This is a genomic window from Actinokineospora fastidiosa (assembly GCF_014648415.1).
Taxonomy (GTDB): domain Bacteria; phylum Actinomycetota; class Actinomycetes; order Mycobacteriales; family Pseudonocardiaceae; genus Actinokineospora; species Actinokineospora fastidiosa.
This window is the reverse complement of sequence record NZ_BMRB01000001.1, coordinates 187,894-214,288: the sequence shown is the minus strand read 5'-3', so window position 1 is coordinate 214,288 and position 26,395 is coordinate 187,894. Positions and strand designations below refer to the sequence as shown.

Here is a 26,395-nt window from a genome sequence, read left to right as displayed (position 1 = left end):
CCGCCATGATGGCAGGCGTGAAGCCTCGGGTGCTGGTGGTCGACGACGAGCCTGGCGTGCGCCGGGCGCTGCAGCGCGGGCTGTCCGCGGAGGGCATGGACGTCGCCGTCGCCGCGGACGGGCCCAGCGCGCTGCGCGCCGCGCTCACCGGCGCCTTCGACGTGATCCTGCTCGACATCATGCTGCCGGGCCTGTCCGGCTACCGGGTGCTGGAGCGGCTGCGCGCCGAGGGCGTGCGCAGCCCGGTGCTGCTGGTCTCGGCCAAGGACGGCGAGATCGACCAGGCCGACGGCCTCGACCTCGGCGCCGACGGCTACCTGGTCAAGCCGTTCTCCTTCGTCGTGCTGGTCGCCCAGGTGCGGGCCATGCTGCGCCGCGGCGCCGACGAGGTCGGCGCCCGCGTGCTGCGGCTGGGCGAGCTGGAGGTCGACCGCGGCGCCCGGGTGGTGCGCTTCGCAGGCGAGCCGGTCGCGCTGAGCCCGCGCGAGTTCGCCGTGCTCGACGCCCTGGCCGGGCGCGCGGGCTCCGTCGTCACCAAAGATGACCTGCTCCGCGCGGTCTGGGGCGACGAGCAGGCCGCCACGCGCAACGCCGTCGAGGTCTACGTCGGCTACCTGCGCCGCAAGCTGGAGGCCGTGGGCGCGGGCGGCATCGTGCGCACCGTCCGCGGACACGGCTACCTGGCCTCGACCGGCGAGATCGACGCCGCGCTCGATCCCGCCCGGCCCCGGTGACCCGGCTGCGCGGGCTGTGGCTGCGGCGCACGATCCGCTCCCGCATCACCGCGGTCGCCACGGTGGCGACGCTGGTCGTGCTGGTCGGGGTGGCCGTGCTGACCAGCAAGCTGGCGGGCTCGGTGCTGGTCCGCGCCGCCGACAAGGAGCTGTCCTCGGTGCTGTCCGCCGCGGTGGGCGCGGTCAGCGCGGGCGCCCCGGCCGAGACGGCCCCGAACACCCAGGTCCGGGTGCTCGACACCGCGGGCACCCCGGTCGACGGCGGCCCGCCGCCCCGGCTGGACCCCGCCGACATCCGCGTCCTCAAGGCGGCCACGCCCGTCCTGCGCCGCGGCGACCGGCCACCCACCCGTTGGCTCGGCACCGTGGCCACGGCCCCGGACGGCAGCCAGCGGCTCGTCGTCGTCGGCACCGGCCTGGTCGGCTACCACAGCGCTGACGACGAGGCGCTGCGCTGGCTGCTGATCGCCGCTGGCCTGGTGTCCGCGGCCGTGGCACTCGCCACCGGGCTCACCGTCCGCTCGGCCATGCGGCCCGTGGAGCGGATGCGCAGGGCGGCGGGGCGGCTCGGCCCCGGCCGCAGACTGCCCCTGCCGGACGCCGACGACGAGATCCGCGCGCTGGCCAGCGCGCTGAACGCCCTGCTGGCCCGGCGCGACGAGGCCACCGACCGGCTGCGCCGCTTCACCGGCGACGCCGCCCACGAGCTGCGCTCCCCGGTCGCGTCGATCCGCGTGCAGGCCGAGGTCGCCGTCGCGCACCCGGACCCGGAGCTGTCGCAGGAGGTGCTGGCCGAGGTCGTGCACGAGTCCCAGCGCCTGTCGGTCCTGGTCGACGGCCTGTTGACGCTGGCCCGCTCGGACGCGGGGGAGCTGCCGCCCGCCGAGCCGGTCGACCTCGCGGCGGCAGCCGCCGCGGCGGTGCGCCGATGCCCCGAGGACGGGCCGACCGTCCAACTGCACCTGCCGCCCACGGCGTGCTGGGTGTCGGCCGCGCCGTCCGAAGTGGAGCTCGTGCTGGACAACCTGCTGCGCAACGCCTTCCGCCACGCCCGCGCCCACGTGACGGTGACCGTCCTGCCCGGCAACCGCACCGGTCGGCTCGTGGTCGACGACGACGGGCACGGCATCGCCGCGGAGCACCGGCAGCGGGTGTTCGACCGGTTCTACCGCGTGCAGGACGATCGCGCGCGCAGCAGCGGCGGCACCGGGCTCGGGCTGGCGCTGGTGGCCGAGGTGGTGCGCAGGCGCGGGGGCGCCGTCGGCGTCACGGAGTCGCCCGAGGGCGGGGCCCGGTTCCAGGTCGCCTGGCGGGCGGCCGCCGATGGCTGAGGCGGGCTGGCGGTGTGCTCGACCTGGCTGGCCTGCTCTGCTCGGCGGCAGGCGGGCCGGGGCTGTCCGGGCCAACGCTAGGCCGTGTGGCGCAGTGCAGCGTGGCGGATGTGTATGGGGTGGACGGTGAAGGGCATCATGCCCCCCATGCGGATACCGCTGCCGCCGCGGGCCGTCGCCGCCGCCCTGACGGAGTCGGGTGTCCTCGGCGCGCCCGGACCCCGCCACCTGCTCGTGCCCGGGGAGGACGTCCGGCTGGGCGAGCACCGCCTGCGGATCGCCCACCTCGACGCCGACGGCCTGCGCGCCGTGCCGGTCGGCAGGCAGGTGGTGGCGATCGACGTCGGCGTCGAGGCCGTCGACGGCGGCACCGAGCTGACCGTGGCCGTGCGCGGCCCCAAGGCGTGGGCCGCGGAGCTGGTCGACCGGATCACCCAGCGCGCGGCGGTGCTCGCCGAGGCCAGGGTCGTGGTGGGCACGGCCGTCCTGCGCGACCGCCAGGTGCTCGCCCAGCAGCGCGCGTACCCGCCGGAGACGGCGGGGCTGTGGGAGTTCCCCGGCGGCCGCGTCGAACCGGGCGAGTCCGATGCCGACGCTGTGCGCCGGGAGTGCCGGGAGGAGCTGGGGATCGACGTCCTCCCCAACGGGACGGTCGGCCCGGACGTCGTGCTGGCCGACGACCTCGTCCTGCGCCTCTACACCGCCCACGCCCCGCACGGCACCCCGCGCCCGCACGACCACCAGGCCCTCGCCTGGCTGACCGAGCACACCCTGGACTCCGTTCCCTGGCTCCCCGCCGACCGCGTCCTCATCCCCGCCCTCTGCACCCGCCTGACCCAAACCCGCTAGCCGACGCCCCACTGATGACGCCATCCCAAATCCGGATGGCGTCATCATCTGGAACTCGGATGGTCACATCATCTCGAATGGTGTTGAGATGACGACATCATCCGGGTCGTCAGATGGTGACGGCATCCGACCGGCAGCGAGATGGTGTTGTCACGCGAATCTCGGATGATGGCGTCATCTGGCGGTCAATTCAGATGGTGCCGTCATGTCGATTCCCGATGATGTTGCCATCTGACTGGTAATTCAGATGATGACATCATCTGGGCTGCGGATGATGTCATCATCTGGGTGGGTCAGGCGACGCCTGCTAGGCGGAGGGCTGAGTCGAGGCGGTGGGCGGCGCGGTCGCGGGCGCGTTCGGCGCCGTCCTTGCGGATGCGGTCCAGCTCGGCCGGGTCGGCGAGCAGCTCGATCACCTTCTCCCGCAAGGGGCGCAGTTCCTCGATCACCGCGTCCGCCACCGCCGTCTTCAGCTCCCCGTACGTCCGGAACTCGACCTCCCGGGGTGACACCCCCACACACGCCGCGTAGATCTCCAGCAGGTTCGCCACCCCGGGCTGCTTCTCCGGCCGGTACGCCACCACGTCGTAGGAGTCCGTCACCGCGCGCGACAGCTTCCGGCGAATCAGATCAGGGTTGTCCAGCACGAAGACCACCCCCGCCGCGTCCCGCGTGGACTTCGACATCTTCCGCTCCGGCGCCGCCAGGTCCCGCACCCGCGCCGCGGTGGGCGGGGTCGTCGCCGACGGCACGACGAACACCTCCCCGAACGTCGAATTGAACCGCCGGGCCAACACCCGGGCCAGCTCCACGTGCTGGGTCTGGTCGTCGCCGACCGGCACCGAGTCCGCGCCCTGCAGGAGGATGTCGGCGGCCATGAGCACCGGGTACGTGAGCAGCCCGAGCCGCGCGCCCGTGCCGCCGCCCTTGGCCTTGAACTGGGTCATCCTGGCGGCCTCGCCGTAGGAGCACGTGCACTCCAGCACCCAGCTCAGCGCCCCCAGCTCCCGCACGAGGTCGGACTGCACGAACAGCCGGGCCGGGTCGATGCCCTCGGCCACCAGCACGGCCAGCAGCTCGCGGGTCAGCGCGCGCAATCGGGGCGGGTTGTACGACACCGTCATCGCGTGCAGGTCGGACACGAAGTACAGGTCGCCGGGGCCGCCGTCGCGCGCCCACCGGCGCAGGGCGCCCAGGTGGTTGCCGATGTGCGCGTGGCCGGACGGGGTGATCGCGGACAGCCGGGTCATGACGTCTCCTAACGTCGGGAGTCCCGGACATGCCAAAGGCCGCCCGAGACGGACGGCCTGGAAATGTGGACAGGGTTCACAGCCGCCGTTAGGCGGCCCACCACAGTCCCGTGTTCATGGTGGTCAAGGTAGCAGCGACGGGGGTGCTCACGCAGCCTTTTTCCCCTCGGCCTTGATCCGCTGCAGCGCCAGCACGGGGCACTTCCGGCACCGCGGCTTCGACTTGCAGCACTTCTTCTTGACCTTGCCCTTCTTCATCAGCTTCTTGACGGTCTCGGCGGGCGTGCGACGGTGTTTGCCCACGTCCGTCCTCCATTCGGTAACCTGGGATTAGGTTAGGCGTACCTCTCTTGATCGCCGTGTGGTGCCTGCCACAGGCGGGCGGCCGCTATCCTGGTAATGCGGCAGCAGCGATTCCGCTGCCTGGGCACGCCCGCCGACCGCCGCCATCCGCCAGCGAGAACCCGGGAGCACGAGCGTGCCCACTGCCACCGCCGAGCCCGTCAGCCTGCGCCGACTCGACCTGCGCAACGTCGCGATCGTGGCGCACGTCGACCACGGCAAGACCACCCTGGTCGACGCCATGTTGCGCCAGTCAGGGGCGTTCGCCGCCAGGGCGGAACTCGTCGACCGCGTCATGGACTCCGGTGAACTCGAGCGCGAGAAGGGCATCACCATTCTCGCCAAGAACACCGCCGTGCGCCGACAGACCGCTGACGGCCCGGTGACGATCAACGTCGTCGACACCCCCGGCCACGCCGACTTCGGCGGCGAGGTCGAGCGCGGCCTGTCGATGGTCGACGGCGTCCTGCTGCTCGTCGACGCCTCCGAGGGCCCGCTGCCGCAGACCCGGTTCGTGCTCCGCAAGGCACTGGCGTCGAAGCTGCCGGTCGTGCTGGTCGTCAACAAGGTCGACCGCCCCGACGCGCGCATCGCCGAGGTCGTGGAGGAGACCCACGACCTGCTGCTCGACCTGGCCTCGGAGTTCGACGACCTCGACGAGTCCGTCCTCGACCTGCCCGTCGTCTACGCCTCGGCGCGCGCGGGCCGGGCGAGCCTCAACCAGCCCGAGGACGGCGGCCTGCCCGACAGCGAGAACCTCGACCCGCTGTTCGACCTGCTGCTGGGCACCGTCCCGCCGCCGGTCGGCGACGCCGAGGCCCCGCTGCGCGCGCTGGTGACCAACCTCGACGCCTCGGCGTTCCTCGGCCGCATCGCGCTGTGCCGCATCCACGCGGGCAAGCTCCGCAAGGGCCAGACCGTGGCCTGGATGCGCGCCGACGGCAGCGCCACCAACGTCCGCATCACCGAACTGCTCATCACCGAGGCGCTGGAGCGCGTGCCCGCCGAGGAGGCGGCCGCAGGCGACCTGGTCGCCATCGCGGGCATCCCGGACATCACCATCGGCGACACCCTCGCCGACACCGAGAACCCCGAGGCGCTGCCCCGGCTCACCGTCGACGAGCCCGCGATCTCCATGACCATCGGCGTCAACACCTCGCCGCTGGCCGGGCGCAACGGCGGCACCAAGATCACCGCGCGGCTGCTGAAGAACCGCCTCGACGCCGAACTCGTCGGCAACGTCAGCGTGCGCGTGCTGCCCACCGAGCGCCCCGACGCCTGGGAGGTGCAGGGCCGGGGCGAGCTGGCGCTGGCCATCCTGGTCGAGCAGATGCGCCGCGAGGGCTTCGAGCTGACCGTCGGCAAGCCCGACGTCGTCACCCGCACCATCGACGGCAAGCTGTGCGAGCCGTTCGAGCGGCTGACCGTCGACACCCCCGAGGAGCACCTCGGCGCGGTCACCCAGCTGCTGGCCAACCGCAAGGGCCGGATGGAGCAGATGGGCGGGCACGGCTCCGGCCGGGTCAAGATCGAGTTCGTGGTGCCCTCCCGCGGCCTGATCGGCTTCCGCACGGACTTCCTCACCGAGACCCGCGGCACCGGCATCGCCAACGCCATCTTCGAGGGCTACTTCCCGTGGGCCGGTGAGATCCGCAGCAGGCACAGCGGCTCGCTGGTGGCCGACCGCCAGGGCGCGGTGACCGGCTACGCCATGCTGCAGCTGGCCGACCGGGGCACGTTCTTCGTCGAGCCCGGCGCGGACGTCTACGAGGGCATGGTCGTCGGGGAGAACCCGCGCGCCGAGGACCTCGACGTGAACGTCACCAAGGAGAAGAAGCTCACCAACATGCGCTCCTCCACGGCCGACGTGATGGAGACGCTGGCCCGCCCGCGCAAACTCTCGCTCGAGGAGGCGCTGGAGTTCTGCGCCGCCGACGAGTGCGTCGAGGTCGCGCCGGACGTCGTGCGGGTGCGCAAGGTCATCCTGGACGCCACCAGCCGCGCCCGGACGCGGTCGCGGGAGAAGGCGCGCGACCAGAAGTAGAGTGGTTGGGGTTGTCCAACCGGTGCGTGGGCGCCCCCGGTTTTCTGGCAGCATGTCTCCCGGGGAATCCAGGGGAGGTCGGTCGTGCGTCGGGTAGTCGCGGTGGTGGCCGCTCTGGCGCTGGCGGGCTGCACGAACGCGCCCCCGCCGCCGCTGGTCACCACCGACGTCGCCCGCACCGAGCCGAGCCGCGCGGTGGACACCGGCGAGATCGTCGTCGGGGTCGACAGCGTGGCGGGCGGCTACAACCCGCACAAGCTCGCCGACCAGTCCGCGATCACCACCGCGCTCGCGCAGACGATGCTGCCCTCGGTCTTCCGCACCGGCCCGGACGGCGTGCGGCGGCTGGACCGCACGCTCATGGTCTCGGCCGAGGTCACCTCGGCCGAGCCGTACGTCGTGACCTACCGGGTGCGGCCGGAGGCGGCGTGGTCGGACTCCGCGCCGATCGCCGCGGAGGACTTCGTCTACCTGTGGGAGCAGCTGCGCGACGCGCCCGGGGCCATCGACGCCGCGGGCTACCAGCTGATCTCGAACATCTCGGCCAGCGACGGCGGCAAGGTCGTCGAGGTGACCTTCGCCAAGCCGTACCCCGGCTGGCGGTCGCTGTTCGGCGACCTGCTGCCCGCGCACCTGCTCAAGGACAGCCCCGGCGGCTGGGACGGGGCGCTCGCCGACGGCTACCCGGCCAGCGGCGGCCCGTACTCGCTGCGCCTGCTCGACCGCGACCGCGGCGAGGTCGTGCTGGAGCGCAACGACCGCTACTGGGCGGAGCCGGTCGAGCTCGACCGCGTCGTGCTGCGCCGCACGGACGTCCCCGGCATGGTCGGCGCGCTGCGAACCGGCCACCAGCAGGTCGGGCTCACCCCGGTCGACGCCGACGACGAACCGCTGATCGAGGGCCTGGGCGCGGAGGTGACCACGTCGGCGGTCCCGCGTCCGACCGTGGCGACGGTGCTGCTGCGGCCGGTCAGCGAGGCCATGCGCGAGTCGGCCGTGCGCCGGGCCGTGGTGGCCGCGCTCGACCGCGCCGCGCTGATCGCGGCGGGCACCGGGGGCGGACCCGCGGCCGCGCTGCCCGCCGACGCCCTGGTCCTCCCGCCGTCCGCGCCGGACTACGCCGCGACGCGGCCCTCCGGCGTGCCGGTCAAGCCGAACGCGAAGCAGACCCAGCAACTGCTCACCGACGCGGGCTTCGCCAAGGACACCGCGGGCGTGTGGGCGCGCGGCGGCAGTCCGCTCACGCTGGTCATCGCCGCGGGCCGCCCCGACTACACGGAGCTGGCGACCGAACTGCAGCGCCAGCTCACCGAGGCGGGCATCCAGTCCAGCATCGCCACCCCGGCCGACCCGTACCGGTCACCAGAGCCTGTTGACCTCCTGGTCGGCCCGCTTCCGGCGGACAGCGACCCCGCCACCACGCTCGCGGGCCGCTTCGGCTGCACCGCCACCGCGCACCCGGCCCCGTCGACCACCCCGACCCCGCCGCCCACGGCTCCGGACCCGACCGCGAACCCCCTGGGCTACTGCGACCTCAGCACCGACGAGGCCATCGAGTCCGCGCTGACCGGATCGGCCCCGGTCGCGTCGGTCCTGGAGAGCGTGGAGCCGAGGCTGTGGCAGGCGGCGCTGGTCTACCCGCTCTACCAGGAGACCGACCAGCTGGTCACGCACCGGACGGTGGCGGGCGTGGCCGCCGGGCCGCCGCTCGCGGGCCCGTTCGCCGTCGCCGACCAGTGGCACCGGCGCGGCTGAGACTCAGGCGACCACGCCGCCCGCGCAGGCCCGCAGCGTCGACCGTGGAGGCCACGCGCGCCTGCTCGACCAGGGCGGTCGCCGGGCGGTCCATGGCCGTCAGCGCCCGGTCTAGGCGGTCAGCGCCGCCTTCACAGGTCGAGCGGGAAGAACCAGATTGACACCTAGCGGCCGTCCAGCGCGCCGAGTGCGCGCAGCGCCCTCCGGCCCGCCGGGGCACCGAGTGGTCTCACCACGGTGGACGTCACGAACAGTGGTCGCCCGGCTTCGGGGGTACTGCTTCCGTTCAGCCGTCCGTACGGACGCCGAACGGAGGGGGTCTCGTCGCCGATCGGCCCTGACGGGCGTTTTGGCAGGAAGTGGACATGCCGCGCTTGGGACATAGTCGCAATCTGGACACGGATTGTCACCGTCGTCCTGCGCTGTGTGCCAAGTGGTAACGGACACGTTGCGTGCCGGCCCCCGCGTGTCACCCTTTGGTCACGATCGCCGTGGCAGAGGTGACCGGGAGCCCTCTTCGTTCCTAGCGTGCGCAGCTAGTGCGCCGCCCAACGGTCGTTGGGGGCGTGATGGGTAAGGGACCGTTCGGCCGGACCGGCCGAGGGCGGGGCCCTGTGCTAGGAGGGCACGTGTCAATCAAGAAATCCACACTGTCGGCATTCGCCGCGGTCGTCGGAACGTCGCTCGTCCTGAGCGCGTGCGGCGGATCGAACGGTGACGGCGGCAACGGATCCACCGACGGGACCACCGACATCAAGTCGATGGCCACCGCTAAGGGCCAGTCGGGCGACGAGTACACCTCTCCGGACGTGGAGCAGGGCACCCAGGAGATCAAGGTCTCCACCGACAACCCGTTCACGGCCTACAACAACGCCGCGGCCGACGCGAACAACTCGTACAACTCGTTCGCGCTGACCATGGTCCTGTCCGGCGCCTACAAGCTCGACGGCAACGACAACGTCCTGCTCAACAAGGACGTCATGGAGTCGGTCGAGCTGACCAACAAGGACCCGCAGGTCGTCACCTGGAACATCAAGCCGGGCGTGACCTGGTCCGACGGCGAGGCCTGGGACTGCGACGACTTCCACCTGGCCTGGCTCTCCCAGACCGGCAAGGTCAAGGAGGGTGACGCCGACATCTTCACCGCGGCGGGCACCACCGGGTACGACGTCCTCGAGAAGCTGGAGTGCCCGACCCCCACCCAGGTCGTGACCACCTTCTCCGAGACCTTCCCGGACTACAAGAGCCTCTTCGGCATCTCGCTGGACATCCTGCCCGCCCACATCCTGGAGCAGGAAACCGGCATCGCCGACATCACGAAGCTGACCCCCACCTCGGACATCGCCGAGCTGAAGAAGGTCGCCGACTTCTGGAAGACCAAGTGGAACGGCTTCGACGCCAAGCTGATGCCGTCCTCCGCGCAGTACAAGATCACCGCGTTCGAGCAGAACAACTCGGTGACCCTGGAGCGCAACGAGAAGTTCGCCGGTAAGCCCGGCGGCCCGGCCAAGATCGTCCTGCGCGGCATCGCCGACCAGGTCGCCCAGGCCCAGGCGCTGGAGAACGGCGAGCTCGTCGTCAACTCCATGGCCCAGCCGGACGCCAACGCCGCCGAGCGGCTGCGCAACCTGTCCGCCCAGGGCGTGACCTTCGGCGCGACCGCGGGTCTGACCTTCGAGCACTTCGACCTCAACGTCGAGAACAAGTGGCTCAAGGACCAGGCGGTCCGCAAGGCGTTCATGCAGTGCGTGAACCGCGACGAGCTGGTCGAGAAGCTGGTCCGCCCGGTGCTCGAGGACGCCCAGCCCAAGGGCAGCCTGATCTTCTTCCAGGGCGAGGACGGCTACACCGACAACTACGCGCAGTACACCGGTGACGCCAACGCCGCCAAGGCCACCCTCGAGGGCGCCGGCTACACCATCGGCCCGGACGGCTTCGCCACCAAGAACGGTGAGAAGGTCTCGCTGAAGATCGCGCACACCGACATCCCGCGCCGCAAGCAGACCGTCGAGCTCGTGCAGTCGCACTGCAAGCCCGCTGGCATCGAGATCATCGACGACACCGACCCGAACTTCCTGGACACCCGCGTGAGCCAGGGCGACTACGACATCGCGCTGTTCGCGTGGTCGTCGGCGCCGTTCAAGTCGGGCCAGAAGTCGATCTACTCCACCGGCGGTGGCCAGAACTGGTCCAACTGGTCGAACAAGGAGGTCGACGCGGCCCTGGCCGACGCGACCACCAACCTCGACGAGGCGGCCGCCACCGCGGCCTACGCCAAGGCCGACGCCATCCTGGCTGAGGAGAACTACTCGCTGCCGCTGTTCCCGCTGCCGCGCATGTGGGCGTTCAAGGGCGTCGACAAGGTGTTCTTCCAGTCGTACTACGGCACCCTGTGGAACGCCAACGAGTGGGTCGTCTCCTAGTCACCACGCCGCCCCCTGGCGGTTGACAGGTCGACGAGCGGAGGGGCCGGGCCACACAGTCCGGCCCCTTCCGCTTGGGCACTGACCGCGGCCGGCGCACACTGGCTGGGTCAGGACGCCGGAGCGCACCTACCGGTCGCCTGGGCCCCACCGAGGAGTTCTCGTGATTCGCTACATCATCCGAAGGCTGCTGATATCAATCCCGATCCTGCTGATCGGCAGCTTTCTCGCCTACCTGATGGTTGCCTCGGCAGGCAACCCGCTCGCGGAGTACCGGGCCCAACCCAACGTGACCGAGGAGATGGTCCGCTCCCTCGAGATCAGCCTGGGCCTGGACAAGCCCGTCATCGAGCGCTACTGGATCTGGCTGACGGACTTCCTGTCCGGCGACTGGGGTGAGAGCATCGCTCTCGGCCAGGCCAGCGTCGAGGTCTTCGACTCCGTCATGCGCTCGCTCTGGATCACGTTCCGCCTGGTCATCGGCGCGGAGCTGCTGGCGATCCTGCTGGGTGTGTCCGTCGGCGTGCTCGCGGCCGTGAAGCAGTACTCGATCTTCGACTACTTCGCCACGTCCGCGGCCTTCCTGATGTTCTCCATGCCGGTCTTCTGTGTCGCGGTGATCCTCAAGACCTACGGCATCGAGTTCAACAACGTCCTCAACAGCATGGGAATGGAGCGCTGGCTGAGCACGGTCTCGCCTGCGACGACCGGCTACGAGGGCGGGTTCATCGACGTCCTTTATCAGTACACCGGCCAGTACACGCTGCCGACGATCACCCTGGCGCTGATCAGCTTCGCCGCCTACAGCCGCTTCCAGCGCGCCTCGATGCTGGAGACGCTGCACTCGGACTACGTGCGCACCGCCAAGGCCAAGGGCCTCTCGCAGCGCCGCGTCATCCTGCGGCACGCCTTCCGCAACGCGATGATCCCGGTGACCACGCTGTTCTCGATCAACTTCGCCATCGTCTTCACCGGCGCGATCGTGACCGAGACCGTGTTCGGCTGGCGCGGGATGGGCTTCCTGCTGGTCAGCTCGGTGCGCCAGTTCGACCCGAACATGCTGATGGGCTGGCTGATGGTCACCGCGACCATGGTCATCATCTTCAACCTCGTCGCCGACATCATGTACGGCGTACTCGACCCGAGGATCCGTCTTGCCTAGCGACCCGATGCTGCTCACCGCGAACCAGCCCGGCCCCCCGATCGGGACGGCGAGCGAGTTCGACGCCTCCAAGGCGCGCAAGCAGAGCACGCTGATCCGGCAGCGCTTCTTCCGGCACAAGCTGGCCGTGACCAGCCTCATCGTGTTCCTCCTGATCGTGGCCTTCGGCATGATCGGCCCGCTGTTCTGGGGGATCTCGGTCGACGACTCGTCCGGCGGGCGGTTCGAGCCGCCCAGCGCCGAGCACCCGCTCGGCACGAACCAGATCGGCAAGGACATGCTGGCCCAGCTCATGCGGGGCACCCGGCTGTCGGTGCAGATCGCGCTCACCGTGGCGGTCCTGGCCACGCTGGTCGGCGTGACCCTGGGCGCGCTCGCGGGCTACCTGCGCGGCTTCGTCGACACCGCGATCAGCCGCGTCATCGACCTGATGCTGATCATCCCGGCCATCGCCGTCGCGGGCATCCTGGTCAAGGCGTTCAGCGGAAGCTGGTACGTGGTGGCCCTGGTGCTGGCGTCGTTCGGGTGGATGTCCATCGCCCGTATCACCCGCGGCGAGACGCTGTCGCTGTCGCAGCGGGAGTTCATCGAGGCGGCCAGCGCCTCCGGCGCGACCACCCGCTGGGTGATCTTCCGGCACCTGGTGCCCAACATGGTCGGCAGCATCACGGTGAACGCCACCCTGGCCATCGCCCTCGCCGTGCTGTCCGAGGCCGCGCTGTCCTTCATCGGACTGGGCGTGCAGATCCCCGACACCTCGCTCGGCCTGATCATCAGCGAGAACTACGCCCAGATCACCACCAGGCCCTGGCTGTTCTGGGGCCCGTTCGTGGTCATCGTCGCGCTGTCGCTGTGCGTCAACTTCATCGGCGACGGCCTGCGCGACGCGTTCGACCCTCGTCAGACGAAGGTGCGTGCCTGATGACCGTACTCAACGAGCGCGTCACCACCGACGCGGTGCTCGCCGTGGACGACCTCTCGGTCACGTTCCCGACCGACGACGGCAACGTGCGCGCGGTCCGCAACGTGTCCTACACGCTGCGCCCCCGCGAGGTGCTGGGCATCGTCGGCGAGTCCGGCTCGGGCAAGTCGGTGTCGTCCATGGCCGTGATGGGCCTGCTGCCCCGCTCCGCGAAGATCACCGGCTCGATCAAGTTCCGCGACCGGGAGCTGGTCGGGCGGTCGTACAAGCAGATGCAGGGCATCCGCAACAACGGCATCGCCATGATCTTCCAGGACCCGATGACCTCGCTGAACCCGGTCTTCACCATCGGGTGGCAGCTCGCGGAGGCCTACAAGGCCCACCACGACGTGTCCAAGAAGGTCGCCTGGGCCAAGGCCGTCGAGGCGCTGGAGCTCGTCGGCATCCCGGAGCCGCAGAAGCGGGCGCACCAGTACCCGCACGAGTTCTCCGGCGGCATGCGCCAGCGCGTGGTGATCGCCATGGCGATCATCAACGACCCGGACGTGATCATCGCCGACGAGCCGACCACGGCCCTCGACGTGACCGTCCAGGCGCAGATCCTGGAGACCATGCTCCGCATCCGCGACGAGACGGACGCGGCCATCGTGATGATCACCCACGACCTGGGTGTCGTCGCGGGCATGGTCGACCGCGTGCAGGTCATGTACGCGGGCACGGTCGTCGAGGCCGGGCCGGTCGACGAGGTGTTCGACCGCCCCCGGATGCCCTACACCGTCGGGCTGCTCGGCTCGCTGCCGGACCCGACGATGCTGGGCAAGCGGCTCACCCCGATCCTGGGCGCCCCGCCCTCGCTGATCAACCTGCCCACCGGCTGCTCGTTCTCGCCGCGCTGCCCGCTCGTCATCGACGAGTGCCGCAGCGTCGAGCCCCCGCTGACGCCGACCGACTCGGGCAACCACTTCGGCCGCTGCCACCGCTGGCAGCACCTGGCCTCGCTGCCGAACCCGGAGAAGCTGTTCGAGCACGAGGAGATCGGCACGATCGACGACACGATCCTGCCCGGCACGGGCGCGACCCACGTCGGCGACGACGTGGAAGCGGTCGAGCAGCGGCTGCACCAGGAAGGCCATTCGTCATGACCGAGACTTACGCCAAGGCGGACCCCCAGTCCGCCCCCCGGACCGGCAGCGCGCCGCTGCTGGAGGTCACCGACCTGGTCAAGACGTTCCCGGTGCGCGGCGGCGGGATCATCCCGCGCACCGTGGCCGAGGTGCAGGCCGTGGCCGGGGTCAGCATGACCCTGAACAAGGGCGAGACGCTGGGCCTGGTCGGCGAGTCCGGCTGCGGGAAGTCCACCACCGGGCGGGCCATCCTGCAGCTGCACAAGCCGACGTCGGGGTCGGTCAAGTTCGAGGGCCGCGAGCTGACCACGCTCAAGCCTGCGCAGCTGCGCCCGCTGCGCAAGGACATGCAGATCGTCTTCCAGGACCCGTACGCCTCGCTCGACCCGCGCTGGCAGGTCAACGACGTGGTGGCCGAGCCGCTGCGCATCCACAAGTACGGCTCCGACGAGAAGATCCAGCGGCGGGTCGACGAGCTGCTCGAGCTGGTCGGCCTCAACCCGGAGCACCGCAACCGGTACCCGCACGAGTTCTCCGGCGGTCAGCGCCAGCGCATCGGCATCGCCCGCGCGCTGGCCCTGGACCCGAAGATGATCGTGCTGGACGAGCCGGTGTCCGCGCTGGACGTGTCGGTGCAGGCGGGTGTGGTCAACCTGCTGGAGGAACTGCAGGAGCGGATGGGTCTGGCGTACCTGTTCGTCGCGCACGACCTGTCGGTGGTCCGGCACATCTCGCACCGGGTCGCGGTCATGTACCTGGGCAAGATCGTCGAGGTCGGCGACCGCAACTCCATCTACGAGCGGCCGACCCACCCGTACACCCAGGCGCTGCTGTCCGCGGTGCCGGTGCCCGACCCCAAGCAGGAGCGGCAGCGGCAGCGCATCGTGCTGACCGGCGACGTGCCCAGCCCGGCCAACCCGCCGTCGGGGTGCCGGTTCCGGACGCGGTGCTGGAAGGCGCAGGACATCTGCGCGACCGAGGAGCCGCCGCTGGTGGCCCACGGCGCCACCGTCTCGGCGTGCCACTTCGCCGAGGAGCGGCAGGTGCTCCCGTAGTAGGGTGACCGACCGGGGAAGATCGACTTCTCCGCTGGACGCCGTATGCAGGCGCGGGGACCACGGGGTCCCCGCGCCTGCATCGCCTTACTGTGCATAGGCTGACCCCGATGCTGACAGCCCCACCACGACTGCTGCTCGTCCACGCGCACCCGGACGACGAGAGCCTGTGGACCGGCGGGACCATCGCCCGCTACGCCGCCGCGGGCGTGCAGGTGACCCTGGTGACCTGCACCCTGGGCGAGGAGGGCGAGATCATCCCCGACTCGCTCGCCCAACTCGGCGCGCACGCCGCCGACCAGCTCGGCGGCTACCGGGTGGCCGAGCTGCGCGCCGCGTGCGCCGCGCTCGGCGTCTCCGACCACCGCTACCTCGGCGGCATGGGCCGCTGGCGGGACTCCGGCATGGTCGACACGCCCGCCAACGCCCATCCCCGCGCGTTCGTCGGGGGCGACCTCGACGAGCAGGCCGCCGCCCTGGCGGCGATCCTGGCCGAGGTGCGGCCCCAGGTCGTGGTGACCTACGGGCCCGACGGCGGATACGGCCACCCCGACCACATCCGCGCCCACGAGGTGACCGTCGCGGCGCTCGCGAGCTGCCCTGAGGTGCAGCGGCTGTACTACGCGGTCGTGTCCGAGGGGGACGTCGAGGCGGGCCTGGCCGCGCTGGCGGGCGTCGACCTGCCCTACCGGATGCCCGAGCCGGGCGAGCTGCCGGTGGTGGCCGACCGGGAGATCACCACGCGGGTGGCCATCGGCGACCACCTGCCCGCCAAGCTGCGGGCCCTGCGCGCCCACGCGACCCAGGTCAGCGTGTGGCAGGGCGCGGGGGAGGCCGCGGACACCGTCGTCTACGCGCTGTCCAACGGGATCGCCCAGCCGGTGCTCGACAGCGAGTGCTACGTGCTGGCGTCCGGGTCCGGCCCGGTGGAGACCGACCTGTTCGGCGGGCTCGCCCCGGTCGAGCACGCGGGCGCGGACCGATGAGCCGGGCGTGGCCGTCGTGAGCGCGGAGCGCGGGTCGCTGGGCGGGTTGTTGGCCATCAGCGCCGTGCTCGCCGTGTTCGAGCTGTTCTTCCTCCCGCTGCGCTTCGACGGGACGCTGCTGCCCGACATCGGGGCCACGCCGTTCCCGATCTCCGCGCTGGTCGCCGCGGTCAGCATGTGGTGGCTGGTCGGCGCGGCGGGCCGGGTGGCCCCTCGGCCCGCGGTCGCGGGCGCGCCGCTGTGGGTGTGGCTGGGCACGCTGCTGCTGTTCGTGCTCATCGGCCCCGGCGGCGACCGGATCGTCCTGTCGGACTGGCGGATGCTGCTGTTGCTGGGCGCGGGCGCGTTCCCGGCGGCCTTCCGGATCGGCGACGTGATGGCCAAGGCGGCCATCGCGCGCAACCAGGACACGCGCGGCTAGCCTGCGGGCGCCGCGCCGATCACCCAGACTGGGCCCGTGGCCGAGTACATCACCGACAAGCACGTGGTGTCCGTCCTGCGGCCGTTCGTGCGGGCCACCGCGCCCATGCTCGCCGCGCTGCGCGACTCCAACCCGTTCTTCCTGGTCCGCAAGGTCCTGCCGAGCGCGGAGGCCGACCGGTCGGACGCGGACAGGGAAGACACCGAGCACCTGGCGAAAGTCGACAAGTCGATCCGCGAGCGGCTGCGCTCGGGCCTGGAGCACGTGCGCGTGCCCGGGACGCGGGCGTGGGACGGGATGACCGTCGCCGAGCGGGAGGACTGGTGGCTCAACCGGGTCGGCCGGTTCACGGTGCTCATCGCGGCCATCCCCGGGGTCGGCGGCGCCCTTGCCGACCGCCTGCCGATCCAGACGACGCTGGCGAGCGCGGGCCAGGGCCTGGTCCTCTCGGCGATCGGCATGGAGAACGGCCTGGACGCCGCCGAGCGCGTCCGGCTGATCGCCCACGTCCTGTTCGACCGCGACATCCCCCTCGAGCTGGCCCGCGGCGCGGGACTGGCCGACGCCGATGAGGACGCCGCCACCGCCGACCTCACCCAGGAGCTCGACGCCAGCTCGGCCAAGCACGGCCGGGTGACGGTCAAGGCCGCCGCCCGCACCCTCTGGCGCTTCGGCCGCACCCTCTACGCGCTGGGGGAGGAGCTGGACAAGCGACCGCAGGGCCGGTTCTACCACCAGCTGATCGGCATGCTCCCGATCGTCGGCGCCCTCGGCGACTACCTCGGCGAGCGCTCCGCCCTGAAGCGGGCGGTGCGCAAGGGGCGCAAGTGGCTCAGTCGCCGACCCAGTATCGGTAGCGGTGGGACTCGGTGAGGTTCTCGCGGCGGTAGAGGGCCACCGCGGCGGTGTTGGCCGTCGTGACCTGGAGGACCCGGTAGGGCGTCCCGGCCCAGTGGTCGAGCGCGGCGAGCAGCGCGGCGCCGTGGCCCCTGCGGCGGTGCTCAGGGCGCACCTCCAGGACCGCGACGTGCAGGTACGCCCCGACGACGCAGCCGCGCGCGATGCCGGCGATGGCGTCGCCGTCCCACACCGTGGCGAAACCGACACGCGGGCCGGTGGTGAGGACGTGTTCTTGAGCACGTGTCGGGACGCCGCCCACCGCGACCTCCAGCCAGCCCGGGGGCGGGGTGTCGCGGACATCGCCGGGCGCGGGCCGGGTCGGGCCGACGAGCACGTACGTCTCGGCGCCCTTGGCGTGGGCGGTGTTCGCCCGCCAGCCGTGGTCGGTCAGGTCCTCCTCGACGGGTGAACCGCTGACGACCTGCAGGTAGGGGCGGATGCCGTGCTCGCGGGAGAAGGCGACGACGGTGTCCAGGGCGCGGTGCAGCGGCAGCCCGGGGTCGCCGATCGCCAGCGTGCTGTTAGCCCGTCCGGTGTAGCCGCCCGCCGCGCGCATCCGCCAGTCGCCGAGGTCGCGGCGGACGACGGCGGGCCAGGCGTCGGCGCAGACGCCCTCCAGGGTCTCCATCGGGTGCACTACCCCAGTCTCGCCGGATGGGGCCACCTTCTCCTGCATTGTGAACAACATGGCACCTGCTGCGTGTCACAGTGGGGGGCAGGGGATACTGGCCGGTGTCGCGCAGAAGGACGCCTGCGCGCCGTCGAAGATAGAAGGAGCAGGAGACCGCAGTGACGTACGTGATCGCCGAGCCCTGCGTCGATTTGCTCGACAAGGCCTGCATCGAGGAGTGCCCCGTCGACTGCATCTACGAAGGGGACCGGATGCTCTACATCCACCCCGACGAGTGCGTCGACTGCGGAGCCTGCGAGCCGGTCTGCCCGGTCGAGGCCATCTACTACGAGGACGACGTGCCCGACCAGTGGGCCGCCTACACCAAGGCGAACGTGGACTTCTTCGACGAGCTCGGCTCCCCCGGCGGTGCGTCCAAGACCGGCAAGACCAGCAACGACCCGGACTGGATCAAGGCGCTGGACCCGCGCTCCCACGACGAGTGACCACGCTTCCGGACTTTCCCTGGGACAGCCTGGCCGACCACGCCGCCCGCGCGCGAGCGCATCCCGACGGCGTGGTCGACCTGTCGGTGGGCACCCCGGTCGACCCGGTGCCGGAGGTCATCCGCGCCGCGCTGGCGTCGGTGTCGGACGTGCCCGGATACCCGACCACGCACGGCACGCCCGCGCTGCGGGTGGCCGCGGTGGCGGCGATGGCGCGCCGGTTCGGCGTGGTCGGGCTCGACCCGCTGGCGGTGCTGCCGACCATCGGGTCCAAGGAACTGGTGGCCTGGCTGCCGACGCTGCTGGGCGCCACCTCGGTGGTGATCCCCGAGGTGGCCTACCCGACCTACGAGGTGGGCGCCCTGCTCGCGGGCGCGTCGGTGACGCGCGCCGACAGCCTGACCCAGATCGGGCCTGCCACGCCGTCGCTGCTGTGGCTGAACTCCCCGGCGAACCCGACGGGGAAGGTGCTGCCGGTCGAGCACCTGCGCAAGGTCGTGGACTGGGCGCGCTCGCGGGGCGTCGTCGTCGCCTCGGACGAGTGCTACCTGTCGCTGGGCTGGGACGCCGAGCCGGTGTCGATCCTGCACCCCTCGGTCTGCGACGGCGACTTCACCGGTCTGCTGGCGGTGCACTCGCTGTCGAAGTCGTCGAGCCTCGCCGGCTACCGCGCCGGTTTCGTCACCGGTGATCCCGCCCTGGTCTCGCGCCTGCTGGAACTGCGCAAGCACGCGGGCATGATCGTCCCGTTCCCGGTCCAGGCGGCCATGACCGCCGCCCTGACCGACGACGACCACGTCGCCGCGCAGAAGGCCCGGTTCGGCCGCCGCCGCGAGGCGCTGCGGGCCGCGCTGGCGGAGGCGGGCTTCACCATCGACCACTCCCAGGCGGGCCTGTACCTGTGGGCGACGCGCGGGGAACCGGCGTGGGACACCGTCTCCTGGCTGGCCGACCACGGCATCCTCGCCGCGCCCGGCACCTTCTACGGCCCCACGGGCGGCAAGCACGTCCGCATCGCCCTGACGGCCTCCGACGAACGCGTCACCGCCGCCGTCGTCCGCCTGACGATGGCGTGATCTCCCCGCGAGGCGGCCGACCTCATGGTGCGGGAATCGCGGTGCTGCTCCTTCACCTCGCCCGCGACATCGCCGTCACCGGGCAGCACGTCGACGTGCTCGACGCGCTGCCCGGGGAGCGGCCCTCAGTCCGCCAGTAGGGCGCCCAGTTCGGCCACCGCGTCGCGGAGGTGGTCGGCGAACTTCATCATCTCGTGGGAGACCGCGCGCGGGGTGCTGAGGTAGACGTTGAAGCGGTCGGGGAGCAGGACGTAGGCGACGCCGATGCACTGCTTGCTCGTCGAGCCGAAGCCGAAGTACTGGATGGTGGTCGACGGGGCCGACGACGTGCTCAGGTAGTCGTCGCGCATGATCAGCCAGCCGGGGGAGTCGTACAGGGGCAGGGGGGCGGTGCCGCCCTGGCGGCGCTGGATCCACTGCAGTTCCCACAGGTGCTGTTCCGGCGCCTGGCCCGCCTGGCACTCCTTGGCCCTGGCGACGTGCGCTGCCGCCGCGGCGCGGAAGGCAGCGCGGCGGACCTCCGGCGACGGGTCGTCCATCGCCTCGACGAAGGCCAGGACCTCCGGCGTCACCACGCGCATCGCCTCGGTGCGGCCGTTCTGGAACTGGCGGGTGGCGATCGACTCGTACGTCGCGCCCGTCAGGCCCTTGGACCGCTTGTGCGCCAGTTGGTACGCCATCTGCACGAACGCGTCCGGCGACATGCCGAGCGCCTTGATCGCGTCCGCGCCGAAGTCGGGGAAGGAGACGATCGAGGTCGCCGTGTCGGCGGCGTACGCGGCGAACGACGACGCCGCCTCGGCGATGTCCGCGCGCAGCGCGTCGTCCACAGTGAACTCGACGGGCGTGACGGCGGGCGATCCGGCGGCGAACTCCGTCGACCGGGGGATGATCGGGCGCAGCAGGGCGTCGGTGAAGGCCAGGATCGTGGTGCCGTCCAGGCCGCAGTGCTCGACGTTGATGCCCGCCCTGCCGTCGGCGAAGACGATCAGCGAGACGGCCTTGTCGAACCAGCGGTTGCCGCTGTCGCCGTGCAGGAGCTGGTCGCACGCGGCCTGCGTGTCCGCCGGGGCGAAGTCCTCAAGGCACAGGCAGAACAGCGCGGACTCGATGACCTCCACCGCCTCCGCGTTCTCGCGCAGCAGCGCCTCCCGGGAGGCCGCCCACTCGGCGCGGGCCTTCGTCGTCAGGTGGCCGACGGGCGACGCGGGGCGCACCGCCTCGGCCATGATCGACCGCAGCCCCTCGGCCAGCGCCTCCGCCGGGTACGGCCGCCCGTCGGAGAGCACGTCCAGCGAGTACACCGCGCCCCGGTGGAAGACGGCGATGTGCCGCGCGGGCGACGGACCGTCCCACCCGTGCCCGTAGGGCGCGCGCACGGTGTCCTGCCGCACCCCGGGGATCCGGGTCGTGGAGAACAGGAACTTCTGCTGCTCCATCGACTGCGGCTGACCCCGCAGCACCACCGGCGGCACGGCCTCGACGTCCAGCGCCAGCTTGTAGTCCACCGCGGCGGACACCAGCGACACCGCCCGCTCGACCTGCCCGAGCGGGACGTCCTCGAACAGGAAGAAAAAGTTGGCGTTGAGCGCGATCCGGTCCCGCCTGCCCAGGTACCGCGACGGCCAGAACAGGTCGAGCCAGCTGCGCACGCCCTCGGTCGCGTCGTACTTCTCCAACTCGGCGTGCAGCGTGCGGGCAGGGCTGTCCGGGGCGAGGAACTCGGCCACCGCCGCCTCGGTCTCGGCCAGCTCGGCGGGCGTCAGCAGCGGCGCGCACCACCGCAGGAAGCGGTCGCAGGACTCCTCCAGCGTCGGCAGCGGCACCCGGGGGAGCCGGTCGTCGTTGCCGAAGGTCCGCGTCGACAGCTCTGCACTATTCACGGGTCAACCTTCTCTGCGGGGAGTGATCAGGGGAGAACTCTGGCGCGGGGCCGGGAGATGTGCAATCGGGCGTACAGCCAGCCCTCGGTCTCCCACCCGGACGGGTCGACGCCGACCTGGGCGAGGGTGTCGAGCACCTGTTCCTGCTCGTCGTCGGAGGCGAACCGGCGCTGCGGGAACATCCGGTCCACCACCTCCGTCTCGTAGCCCAGCGCGTCGAGGCGGTCGGCGATGGGCGTGAACGGGAACATGCGCAGCACGAAGTGCGCCATCCACGGGGTCCGCTCGCCCGCGACGCGCGCCAGCGTCGCCTCGGTGACGTAGCCGATGCAGCCGGTGGAGATCACCAGGTCGACGCTGTCGAACAGGGCCCGCTGCGCGGCAGTGGGCTCGTTGGACTCCAGGTCGGCGTGGACGGCGTCGTCGAGGAAGCCCGCGGCCAGGGCGTAGTCCAGCGCGGGGCGGGAGGCGTCCAGGCCCGCGAACCAGGACCGGTCGCCGCGGGCGCGCACCAGTTCGCGGTCGGCGAGGAGCAGTTCGGCGCGCGGGCGGTCGTCGGCGGGGTAGCGCGCGTACAGGTCGTCCATCGTCAGGTCGCAGCGCAGCAGGGCGGCGTTGACGCCGTACGAGCAGCCGATGTCGAGCACCCTGGCCGCGCCGGAGCGGGCGATCAGCTCGGCGAAGTGCGGCTTGGCCAGCTGCGGCACCCGGTAGTCCAGGCCGCGCAGGGTGCTGAAGAACGGGCGGGGGTCGGGGGCGGTGTAGATGTGGTCGAGCGAGACCTTCCCGGTGGCGTCCAGTTTCATCGCGTCAGTCCAGAAGGTCGTCGCCGCGCACCGGGCGCCGCTCGTGGACGGGCAGCACGCGGCCGAACAGCTGCCGGGTCCGCGCGGGGCTGCCGACGACACCGGGCCGCTCGCTGTAGGCGAAAATCGCCGAGTGGCGCTGGGTCTCGCCGCCGACCTCGGTCACCCGGTGCAGGGAATACCGGCCCTTGAACAGCTGCAGGTCACCGGGCCGCAGGGCGAGCCGCCGCACCGGCCGGGTGTCCCCGTCGAGGACGGCGCGGACATCGGCCAGGTTCTCCGCGTCGGCCGAGCGGATGTTGGGGCAGTACTCGAAGACGCCGCCGTCGTCGGCCTCCTGCGTCAGCATGCTGACGGTGAACTCGTTGGTGTCGAAGTGCCACGGGTGCGCCATGCCGGGGCGCACGACGTTCAGGCACAGCCCGGCGAGCGGGTCGGCCAGTTCGTGCACTTCGGACAGTCCGAAGCAGTCAGCGACGAATCGCTGGAAAACCGGGCTTCTGTAGAGCTTGTTGATAACCGCGGTGGCCGGAATGCGATCCCATGGCACAAAAGCGTTGCCGCGCACCATGGTCCGGCGGCCGGGGTGGTCGTCGGGGAGGTCGCTGTCGACGGGGATGTTGTACGCGTTGACGGTCTCGGTGTCGTAGTGCGCCATCGGGGCGATGTCCGCGCCCTCGCGACGCAGCGTCTCGCGCAGTTCCGGGCGGATGAAGTCGGCGAGCACGCAGCAGCCGGACTCGGCCAGCTCGGCCCGCGCCCCGGCCACCACGCCCGGATCGTCCAGCGGATACCGGTCCGTATCGACAACCTGCTCGACCACCGGTGCGGTCATCGCGTCCTCCGATCGGATGCTGTGTCCCCCAGAAGGGTTAGCACACCGAGGGTGTCCGCGACATTACCCGCTGGTAATATGTGATCGTTTCTACAGCGCGCTTGCCTTCGCCCCGACCTTCGCCGCCGCCGCGCGCCAGCGCGCCCGGCAGGCGGACTTGCGCGCGTGCTCGCGCTCGATCAGCCGCCCGGCGACGAGCGCGACGTCGAGGGGCACGTCGTCCATCGTGTCGAGCAGGGCGCGGACGCGCTCCTCGGCGACCACGGCGTCCTGGTGGTCGCCGAGGATGTCCTGCAGCCGCTTCGCGGCCTTGACCACCGGTTTCGCCTTCTTGCCGTGCAGCTCGGCGGCGTATCGCAAACGCTTGCCCCGGATGCGCAGCCGGTGCAGCTCCTCGTCGGCGGGGTCATCGCCGAGCCCCGCCACGGCCTTGGCGAACCTGCGGCGCGGCCGCTTCAGCACCGGTCCCGCGTCGGGCTCGGCCTCCCGCGCGGCCTCCTCGAGGGAGGCGAGCAGACTCCGGAAGCGGGCGCTGCGCAGCGCGGCGAGCATGTGCCTGCGCGCGCCGCGCCGCTGCTTCTCCATCCCGGACAGCAGGCGTTCGACGGCCGCGCGCTCGTCGTCGGTGAACCCCGCCGCGGACGCGCGCAGGCGGGCGAGCAGCACGTCGTCGTCGCGGACGTCGCCGCACACCCCGCCGAGCCACTTCAGCTCGGCCCGCAGGTGCTTGTGGGAGCGCACCGCCCTGAGGACGGCACGCGCCCGCCGCACGGCCACCCGCAGCCGGTGCACGTGCTCGGGGTCGTTGTCGGCCTGGATGCCCGCGGCATGCCGGGTGAGCGCCCGGACCTGGTCGTCGAGCCGGGCCCGGACGTGCTCGGTGAGAGCGCTCATCCAGCCAAGGTTAGTCAGTTCGCGTGCAAAGCGGCGTTGAGCGCGATGCCCTGCCCCGTCCTCGGACGGACCTCGACGGCCCCGGTGGTGGAGTTGCGGATGAACAGCAGGCCGTTCTGCCCGGACAGCTCGCGCGCCTTGGTCGCCGTGCCGTCGGGCAGGGTCACCTTGGTGCCCGCCGTGACGTAGAGCCCGGCCTCCACCACGCAGTCGTCGCCCAGCGAGATGCCCACGCCCGCGTTCGCGCCGATCAGGCAGCGCTCGCCGACCCGGATGGTCTCCTTGCCGCCGCCGGAGAGCGTGCCCATGATCGACGCGCCGCCGCCGACGTCGGAGCCGTCGCCGACCACCACGCCCGCGGAGATGCGGCCCTCGACCATCGACGCGCCCAGCGTGCCCGCGTTGAAGTTCACGAAGCCCTCGTGCATGACCGTCGTGCCCTCGGCCAGGTGCGCGCCGAGGCGGACCCGGTCGGCGTCGGCGACGCGCACGCCGGTGGGCAGGACGTAGTCGACCATCCGGGGGAACTTGTCCACGCCGTACACGGTGACCGGGCCGCGGGCGCGCAGGCGCAGCCGGACGGCCTCGAAGCCCGCCACGGCGCACGGCCCGTGGTTGGTCCACACGACGTTGCTGAGCAGGCCGAACACGCCGTCGAGGTTCGCGCCGTGCGGCTTGACCAGGCGCGCGGAGAGCAGGTGCAGGCGCAGGTAGACGTCGTAGGCGTCGACCGGGGCCTCGGCCAGGTCCGCGATGGTCGTCCGCACCGCGACGACCTCGACGTCGCGGTCCTTGTCCGGCCCGACCTGATCGGCGAAGTCGCTGGTCCGCGTGGTGCCCGAGGCGTCGTGCTCGCCGAGTGCGGGGTTGGGGAACCAGACGTCAAGCACGGTGCCGTCTGCGGTGATGGTCGCCAGTCCGACGCCGCTCGCGCCGGTGGTGTCTGCACTGCTCACGGGCCCCACCGTATAGCGTGGCCGGACGTGACCGTCGCCCTGGATATCACCGCTGACCCTGTCGAGCTGACCGCCGCCCTGGTGGACGTGCCGAGCGTGTCCCGGGAGGAGGCGGAGCTGGCCGACGCCGTCGAATCGGCGCTGCGGCGCCAGGCCCCGCACCTGGAGACCATCCGCTCCGGCAACGCCGTGCTGGCCCGCACGTCCCTGGGCAGGCCGTCCCGCGTGGTGTTCGCCGGGCACCTGGACACCGTGCCGGTCAACCAGAACCTGCCCCTGCACCGCACCGACGGCGTGCTGCACGGGCTGGGCACGGTCGACATGAAGGGCGGCGTCGCGGTCATGCTGCACCTGGCCGCCACCGTCACCGACCCGAGCCACGACCTGACGTTCGTCTTCTACGACTGCGAGGAGATCGACTTCGCGAGCAACGGCCTGACCCGCATCGAGCGCGAGCTGCGCGACTGGATGACCGGCGACCTGGCCATCGTCTGCGAGCCGTCGAACGCGGTCGTGGAGGCGGGCTGCCAGGGCACGATGCGCGTCGAGATCCGCGCCAAGGGCGTGCGCGCGCACACAGCCCGGGGCTGGATGGGCGAGAACGCCATCCACGCCCTGGAGCGCCCGCTGCGCGCGTTGGCGGAGTACCACCCCAGGACGGTCGAGATCGACGGCTGCCTCTACCGCGAGGGCCTGCAGGCCGTCTCGGTCTCCGGCGGCGTGGCGGGCAACGTCGTGCCCGACGAGGCCGTGCTGGTGGTCAACCACCGCTTCGCGCCGGACCGCTCGCCCGCCGAGGCCGAGGCCCACCTGCGCGAGGTCTTCGGCGACCTGACCGTCCTCGACTACGCCGCGGGCGCCCTGCCCGGCCTGGCGACGCCCGCCGCCCAGCGGATGGTCGAGGCCGCGGGTGGCACCCCGGTGGCCAAGCTCGGCTGGACCGACGTCTCGCGCTTCGCCGCGCTGGGCATCCCGGCCATCAACTTCGGCCCCGGCGACCCGACCCTGGCCCACACCCAGCAGGAGAACGTGCGCGAGTCGGAGATCCGCCGCTGCGCCCAGGTGCTGACCCGGTTCGTCAGCGCCTGAAGACGGTCACGACCAGGCCCGGCGCGCTGGCCGCGACCAGCCACGGGGCGGGCCACCAGTCGCCGTCGACGACCTGTCCCAGCCAGACCAGCAGGCCGAGCACGGTCGCGCCCAGGACGACCGCGGCTGCCTTCGCCCCGGCGGCCACCTCCTCGGCGCAGGCGGCCGCCGTCGCCGTCGCGGCCAGCGCGAGCACGGCCGCCAGCAGGGCGAACGGCTGCCCGCCGTGCTGGTCGACCAGGCCCCACAGGGTGGACGTCTCCCGGCGGTCGGTGACCCAGGGGAGGGCGGTGAGCACGACGGCCGCCGCCGCGACGGCGGGCGCGATCAGCCGGGCGGGCAGCGCGGCGCGCTCGACGGCGCGCCGCTCCTCCAGGGCGCTGATCCTGGTCCGGAAGGCCCGCAGGGTCTTGTCGATGTCGGTCGTCATGCCCGCTCCGAC

At 71.8% G+C, this 26,395-nt stretch carries 25 protein-coding genes; 16 read left to right on the top strand and 9 right to left on the bottom strand.

What is annotated here, in order from left to right:
• The first annotated feature begins 5 nt into the window (after positions 1-5).
• The 3 genes from IEY98_RS00930 (at position 6) to IEY98_RS33230 (ending at position 2,914) form a co-directional block, all read left to right on the top strand.
• Positions 6-734 (top strand): response regulator transcription factor, encoded by a 729-nt coding sequence (locus tag IEY98_RS00930; RefSeq protein WP_189208368.1) that lies wholly within the window; start codon positions 6-8, stop codon positions 732-734.
• Positions 731-2,065, top strand: a complete 1,335-nt coding sequence (locus tag IEY98_RS00925) for a sensor histidine kinase (protein ID WP_189208367.1) — start codon at positions 731-733, stop codon at positions 2,063-2,065. The genes IEY98_RS00930 and IEY98_RS00925 overlap by 4 nt, the downstream gene beginning before the upstream one ends.
• Before the next feature lie 147 nt (positions 2,066-2,212).
• Positions 2,213-2,914 (top strand): (deoxy)nucleoside triphosphate pyrophosphohydrolase, encoded by a 702-nt coding sequence (locus IEY98_RS33230; protein ID WP_308425809.1) that lies wholly within the window; start codon positions 2,213-2,215, stop codon positions 2,912-2,914.
• A 293-nt stretch (positions 2,915-3,207) separates the two neighbouring features.
• Here IEY98_RS33230 and trpS read toward each other — a convergent pair whose 3' ends face one another.
• Both trpS and IEY98_RS00910 read right to left on the bottom strand, forming a co-directional pair.
• Positions 3,208-4,164 (bottom strand): tryptophan--tRNA ligase, encoded by a 957-nt coding sequence (trpS, locus tag IEY98_RS00915; protein WP_189208366.1) that lies wholly within the window; start codon positions 4,162-4,164, stop codon positions 3,208-3,210.
• Positions 4,165-4,311: 147 nt separating this feature from the next.
• A complete protein-coding gene (locus IEY98_RS00910) occupies positions 4,312-4,467 on the bottom strand; it encodes a hypothetical protein (RefSeq protein WP_189208365.1) in 156 nt (51 codons plus the stop codon).
• Between the two features lie 175 nt (positions 4,468-4,642).
• Between IEY98_RS00910 and typA the strand changes: the two genes are divergently transcribed.
• The 10 genes from typA to IEY98_RS00860 all read left to right on the top strand — a co-directional run bounded on the left by typA (position 4,643) and on the right by IEY98_RS00860 (position 17,271).
• A complete protein-coding gene (gene typA / locus IEY98_RS00905) occupies positions 4,643-6,550 on the top strand; it encodes a translational GTPase TypA (RefSeq protein ID WP_189208364.1) in 1,908 nt (635 codons plus the stop codon).
• A gap of 84 nt (positions 6,551-6,634) precedes the next feature.
• Positions 6,635-8,305 (top strand): ABC transporter family substrate-binding protein, encoded by a 1,671-nt coding sequence (locus IEY98_RS00900; RefSeq protein WP_229786420.1) that lies wholly within the window; start codon positions 6,635-6,637, stop codon positions 8,303-8,305.
• Positions 8,306-8,934: 629 nt separating this feature from the next.
• A complete protein-coding gene (locus IEY98_RS00895) occupies positions 8,935-10,728 on the top strand; it encodes an ABC transporter family substrate-binding protein (RefSeq protein ID WP_229786419.1) in 1,794 nt (597 codons plus the stop codon).
• A 163-nt stretch (positions 10,729-10,891) separates the two neighbouring features.
• Positions 10,892-11,890: an ABC transporter permease gene (locus IEY98_RS00890; protein ID WP_229786417.1), complete on the top strand. Its 999-nt coding sequence runs from the start codon at positions 10,892-10,894 to the stop codon at positions 11,888-11,890.
• A 7-nt stretch (positions 11,891-11,897) separates the two neighbouring features.
• Positions 11,898-12,812: an ABC transporter permease gene (locus tag IEY98_RS00885; RefSeq protein ID WP_189209957.1), complete on the top strand. Its 915-nt coding sequence runs from the start codon at positions 11,898-11,900 to the stop codon at positions 12,810-12,812.
• Entirely contained in the window at positions 12,812-13,954 is a 1,143-nt protein-coding gene (locus tag IEY98_RS00880) for an ABC transporter ATP-binding protein (RefSeq protein ID WP_189208362.1), read from the top strand. Before IEY98_RS00885 ends, IEY98_RS00880 begins: the two co-directional genes overlap by 1 nt.
• Entirely contained in the window at positions 13,951-14,991 is a 1,041-nt protein-coding gene (locus tag IEY98_RS00875) for an ABC transporter ATP-binding protein (protein ID WP_189208361.1), read from the top strand. The genes IEY98_RS00880 and IEY98_RS00875 overlap by 4 nt, the downstream gene beginning before the upstream one ends.
• 110 nt (positions 14,992-15,101) lie before the next feature.
• Complete coding sequence (gene mshB, locus IEY98_RS00870) at positions 15,102-15,977, top strand: N-acetyl-1-D-myo-inositol-2-amino-2-deoxy-alpha-D-glucopyranoside deacetylase (RefSeq protein ID WP_189208360.1); 876 nt, start codon at positions 15,102-15,104, stop codon at positions 15,975-15,977.
• 7 nt (positions 15,978-15,984) lie between these two features.
• A complete protein-coding gene (locus IEY98_RS00865) occupies positions 15,985-16,398 on the top strand; it encodes a hypothetical protein (protein ID WP_189208359.1) in 414 nt (137 codons plus the stop codon).
• Between the two features lie 36 nt (positions 16,399-16,434).
• Positions 16,435-17,271 carry a hypothetical protein gene (locus tag IEY98_RS00860; RefSeq protein ID WP_189208358.1) on the top strand — a complete coding sequence of 279 codons (837 nt, stop codon included), beginning with the start codon at positions 16,435-16,437 and terminating at the stop codon, positions 17,269-17,271.
• On the opposite strand, the gene IEY98_RS00855 is transcribed toward IEY98_RS00860, so the two are convergent.
• The gene (locus tag IEY98_RS00855) at positions 17,231-17,926 is read right to left on the bottom strand and encodes a GNAT family N-acetyltransferase (RefSeq protein WP_229786409.1); all 696 of its coding nucleotides are present in this window, start codon (positions 17,924-17,926) and stop codon (positions 17,231-17,233) included. The genes IEY98_RS00860 and IEY98_RS00855 overlap by 41 nt on opposite strands.
• Before the next feature lie 161 nt (positions 17,927-18,087).
• Here IEY98_RS00855 and fdxA point away from each other — a divergent pair, with 161 nt between their 5' ends.
• Entirely contained in the window at positions 18,088-18,414 is a 327-nt protein-coding gene (gene fdxA / locus IEY98_RS00850) for a ferredoxin (protein WP_189208357.1), read from the top strand.
• On the top strand, positions 18,411-19,490 hold the full coding sequence (gene dapC, locus IEY98_RS00845; RefSeq protein ID WP_189208356.1) for a succinyldiaminopimelate transaminase: 1,080 nt from the start codon (positions 18,411-18,413) through the stop codon (positions 19,488-19,490). Before fdxA ends, dapC begins: the two co-directional genes overlap by 4 nt.
• A gap of 125 nt (positions 19,491-19,615) precedes the next feature.
• On the opposite strand, the gene IEY98_RS00840 is transcribed toward dapC, so the two are convergent.
• The 5 genes from IEY98_RS00840 to dapD form a co-directional block, all read right to left on the bottom strand.
• Positions 19,616-21,373, bottom strand: a complete 1,758-nt coding sequence (locus tag IEY98_RS00840; protein ID WP_189208355.1) for a choline/carnitine O-acyltransferase — start codon at positions 21,371-21,373, stop codon at positions 19,616-19,618.
• Positions 21,374-21,399: 26 nt separating this feature from the next.
• The gene (locus IEY98_RS00835; RefSeq protein ID WP_189208354.1) at positions 21,400-22,179 is read right to left on the bottom strand and encodes a class I SAM-dependent methyltransferase; all 780 of its coding nucleotides are present in this window, start codon (positions 22,177-22,179) and stop codon (positions 21,400-21,402) included.
• A 4-nt stretch (positions 22,180-22,183) separates the two neighbouring features.
• Positions 22,184-23,014 carry a HalD/BesD family halogenase gene (locus IEY98_RS00830; RefSeq protein ID WP_189208353.1) on the bottom strand — a complete coding sequence of 277 codons (831 nt, stop codon included), beginning with the start codon at positions 23,012-23,014 and terminating at the stop codon, positions 22,184-22,186.
• Positions 23,015-23,104: 90 nt separating this feature from the next.
• Positions 23,105-23,908: a CHAD domain-containing protein gene (locus IEY98_RS00825; RefSeq protein ID WP_189208352.1), complete on the bottom strand. Its 804-nt coding sequence runs from the start codon at positions 23,906-23,908 to the stop codon at positions 23,105-23,107.
• A 14-nt stretch (positions 23,909-23,922) separates the two neighbouring features.
• Positions 23,923-24,864 (bottom strand): 2,3,4,5-tetrahydropyridine-2,6-dicarboxylate N-succinyltransferase, encoded by a 942-nt coding sequence (gene dapD / locus IEY98_RS00820; RefSeq protein WP_189208351.1) that lies wholly within the window; start codon positions 24,862-24,864, stop codon positions 23,923-23,925.
• A 27-nt stretch (positions 24,865-24,891) separates the two neighbouring features.
• Here dapD and dapE point away from each other — a divergent pair, with 27 nt between their 5' ends.
• Positions 24,892-25,953 carry a succinyl-diaminopimelate desuccinylase gene (gene dapE, locus IEY98_RS00815; protein ID WP_189208350.1) on the top strand — a complete coding sequence of 354 codons (1,062 nt, stop codon included), beginning with the start codon at positions 24,892-24,894 and terminating at the stop codon, positions 25,951-25,953.
• Here the strand turns inward: dapE and IEY98_RS00810 are convergent.
• Positions 25,943-26,383, bottom strand: a complete 441-nt coding sequence (locus IEY98_RS00810; protein ID WP_189208349.1) for a hypothetical protein — start codon at positions 26,381-26,383, stop codon at positions 25,943-25,945. The genes dapE and IEY98_RS00810 overlap by 11 nt on opposite strands.
• Between the last annotated feature and the right edge of the window lie 12 nt (positions 26,384-26,395).

What these genes read in the sequence shown, in the direction of transcription:
- IEY98_RS00930 (WP_189208368.1), top strand. Translation starts at nt 6, where the DNA reads ATGATGGCAGGCGTGAAGCCTCGGGTGCTGGTGGTCGACGACGAGCCT.
- IEY98_RS00875 (WP_189208361.1), top strand. Translation starts at nt 13,951, where the DNA reads ATGACCGAGACTTACGCCAAGGCGGACCCCCAGTCCGCCCCCCGGACC.
- IEY98_RS00825 (WP_189208352.1), bottom strand. Translation starts at nt 23,908, where the DNA reads ATGAGCGCTCTCACCGAGCACGTCCGGGCCCGGCTCGACGACCAGGTC.
- IEY98_RS00835 (WP_189208354.1), bottom strand. Translation starts at nt 22,179, where the DNA reads ATGAAACTGGACGCCACCGGGAAGGTCTCGCTCGACCACATCTACACC.
- IEY98_RS00855 (WP_229786409.1), bottom strand. Translation starts at nt 17,926, where the DNA reads ATGGAGACCCTGGAGGGCGTCTGCGCCGACGCCTGGCCCGCCGTCGTC.
- IEY98_RS00830 (WP_189208353.1), bottom strand. Translation starts at nt 23,014, where the DNA reads ATGACCGCACCGGTGGTCGAGCAGGTTGTCGATACGGACCGGTATCCG.
- IEY98_RS33230 (WP_308425809.1), top strand. Translation starts at nt 2,213, where the DNA reads ATGCGGATACCGCTGCCGCCGCGGGCCGTCGCCGCCGCCCTGACGGAG.
- IEY98_RS00880 (WP_189208362.1), top strand. Translation starts at nt 12,812, where the DNA reads ATGACCGTACTCAACGAGCGCGTCACCACCGACGCGGTGCTCGCCGTG.
- trpS (WP_189208366.1), bottom strand. Translation starts at nt 4,164, where the DNA reads ATGACCCGGCTGTCCGCGATCACCCCGTCCGGCCACGCGCACATCGGC.
- IEY98_RS00885 (WP_189209957.1), top strand. Translation starts at nt 11,898, where the DNA reads ATGCTGCTCACCGCGAACCAGCCCGGCCCCCCGATCGGGACGGCGAGC.
- mshB (WP_189208360.1), top strand. Translation starts at nt 15,102, where the DNA reads ATGCTGACAGCCCCACCACGACTGCTGCTCGTCCACGCGCACCCGGAC.
- IEY98_RS00810 (WP_189208349.1), bottom strand. Translation starts at nt 26,383, where the DNA reads ATGACGACCGACATCGACAAGACCCTGCGGGCCTTCCGGACCAGGATC.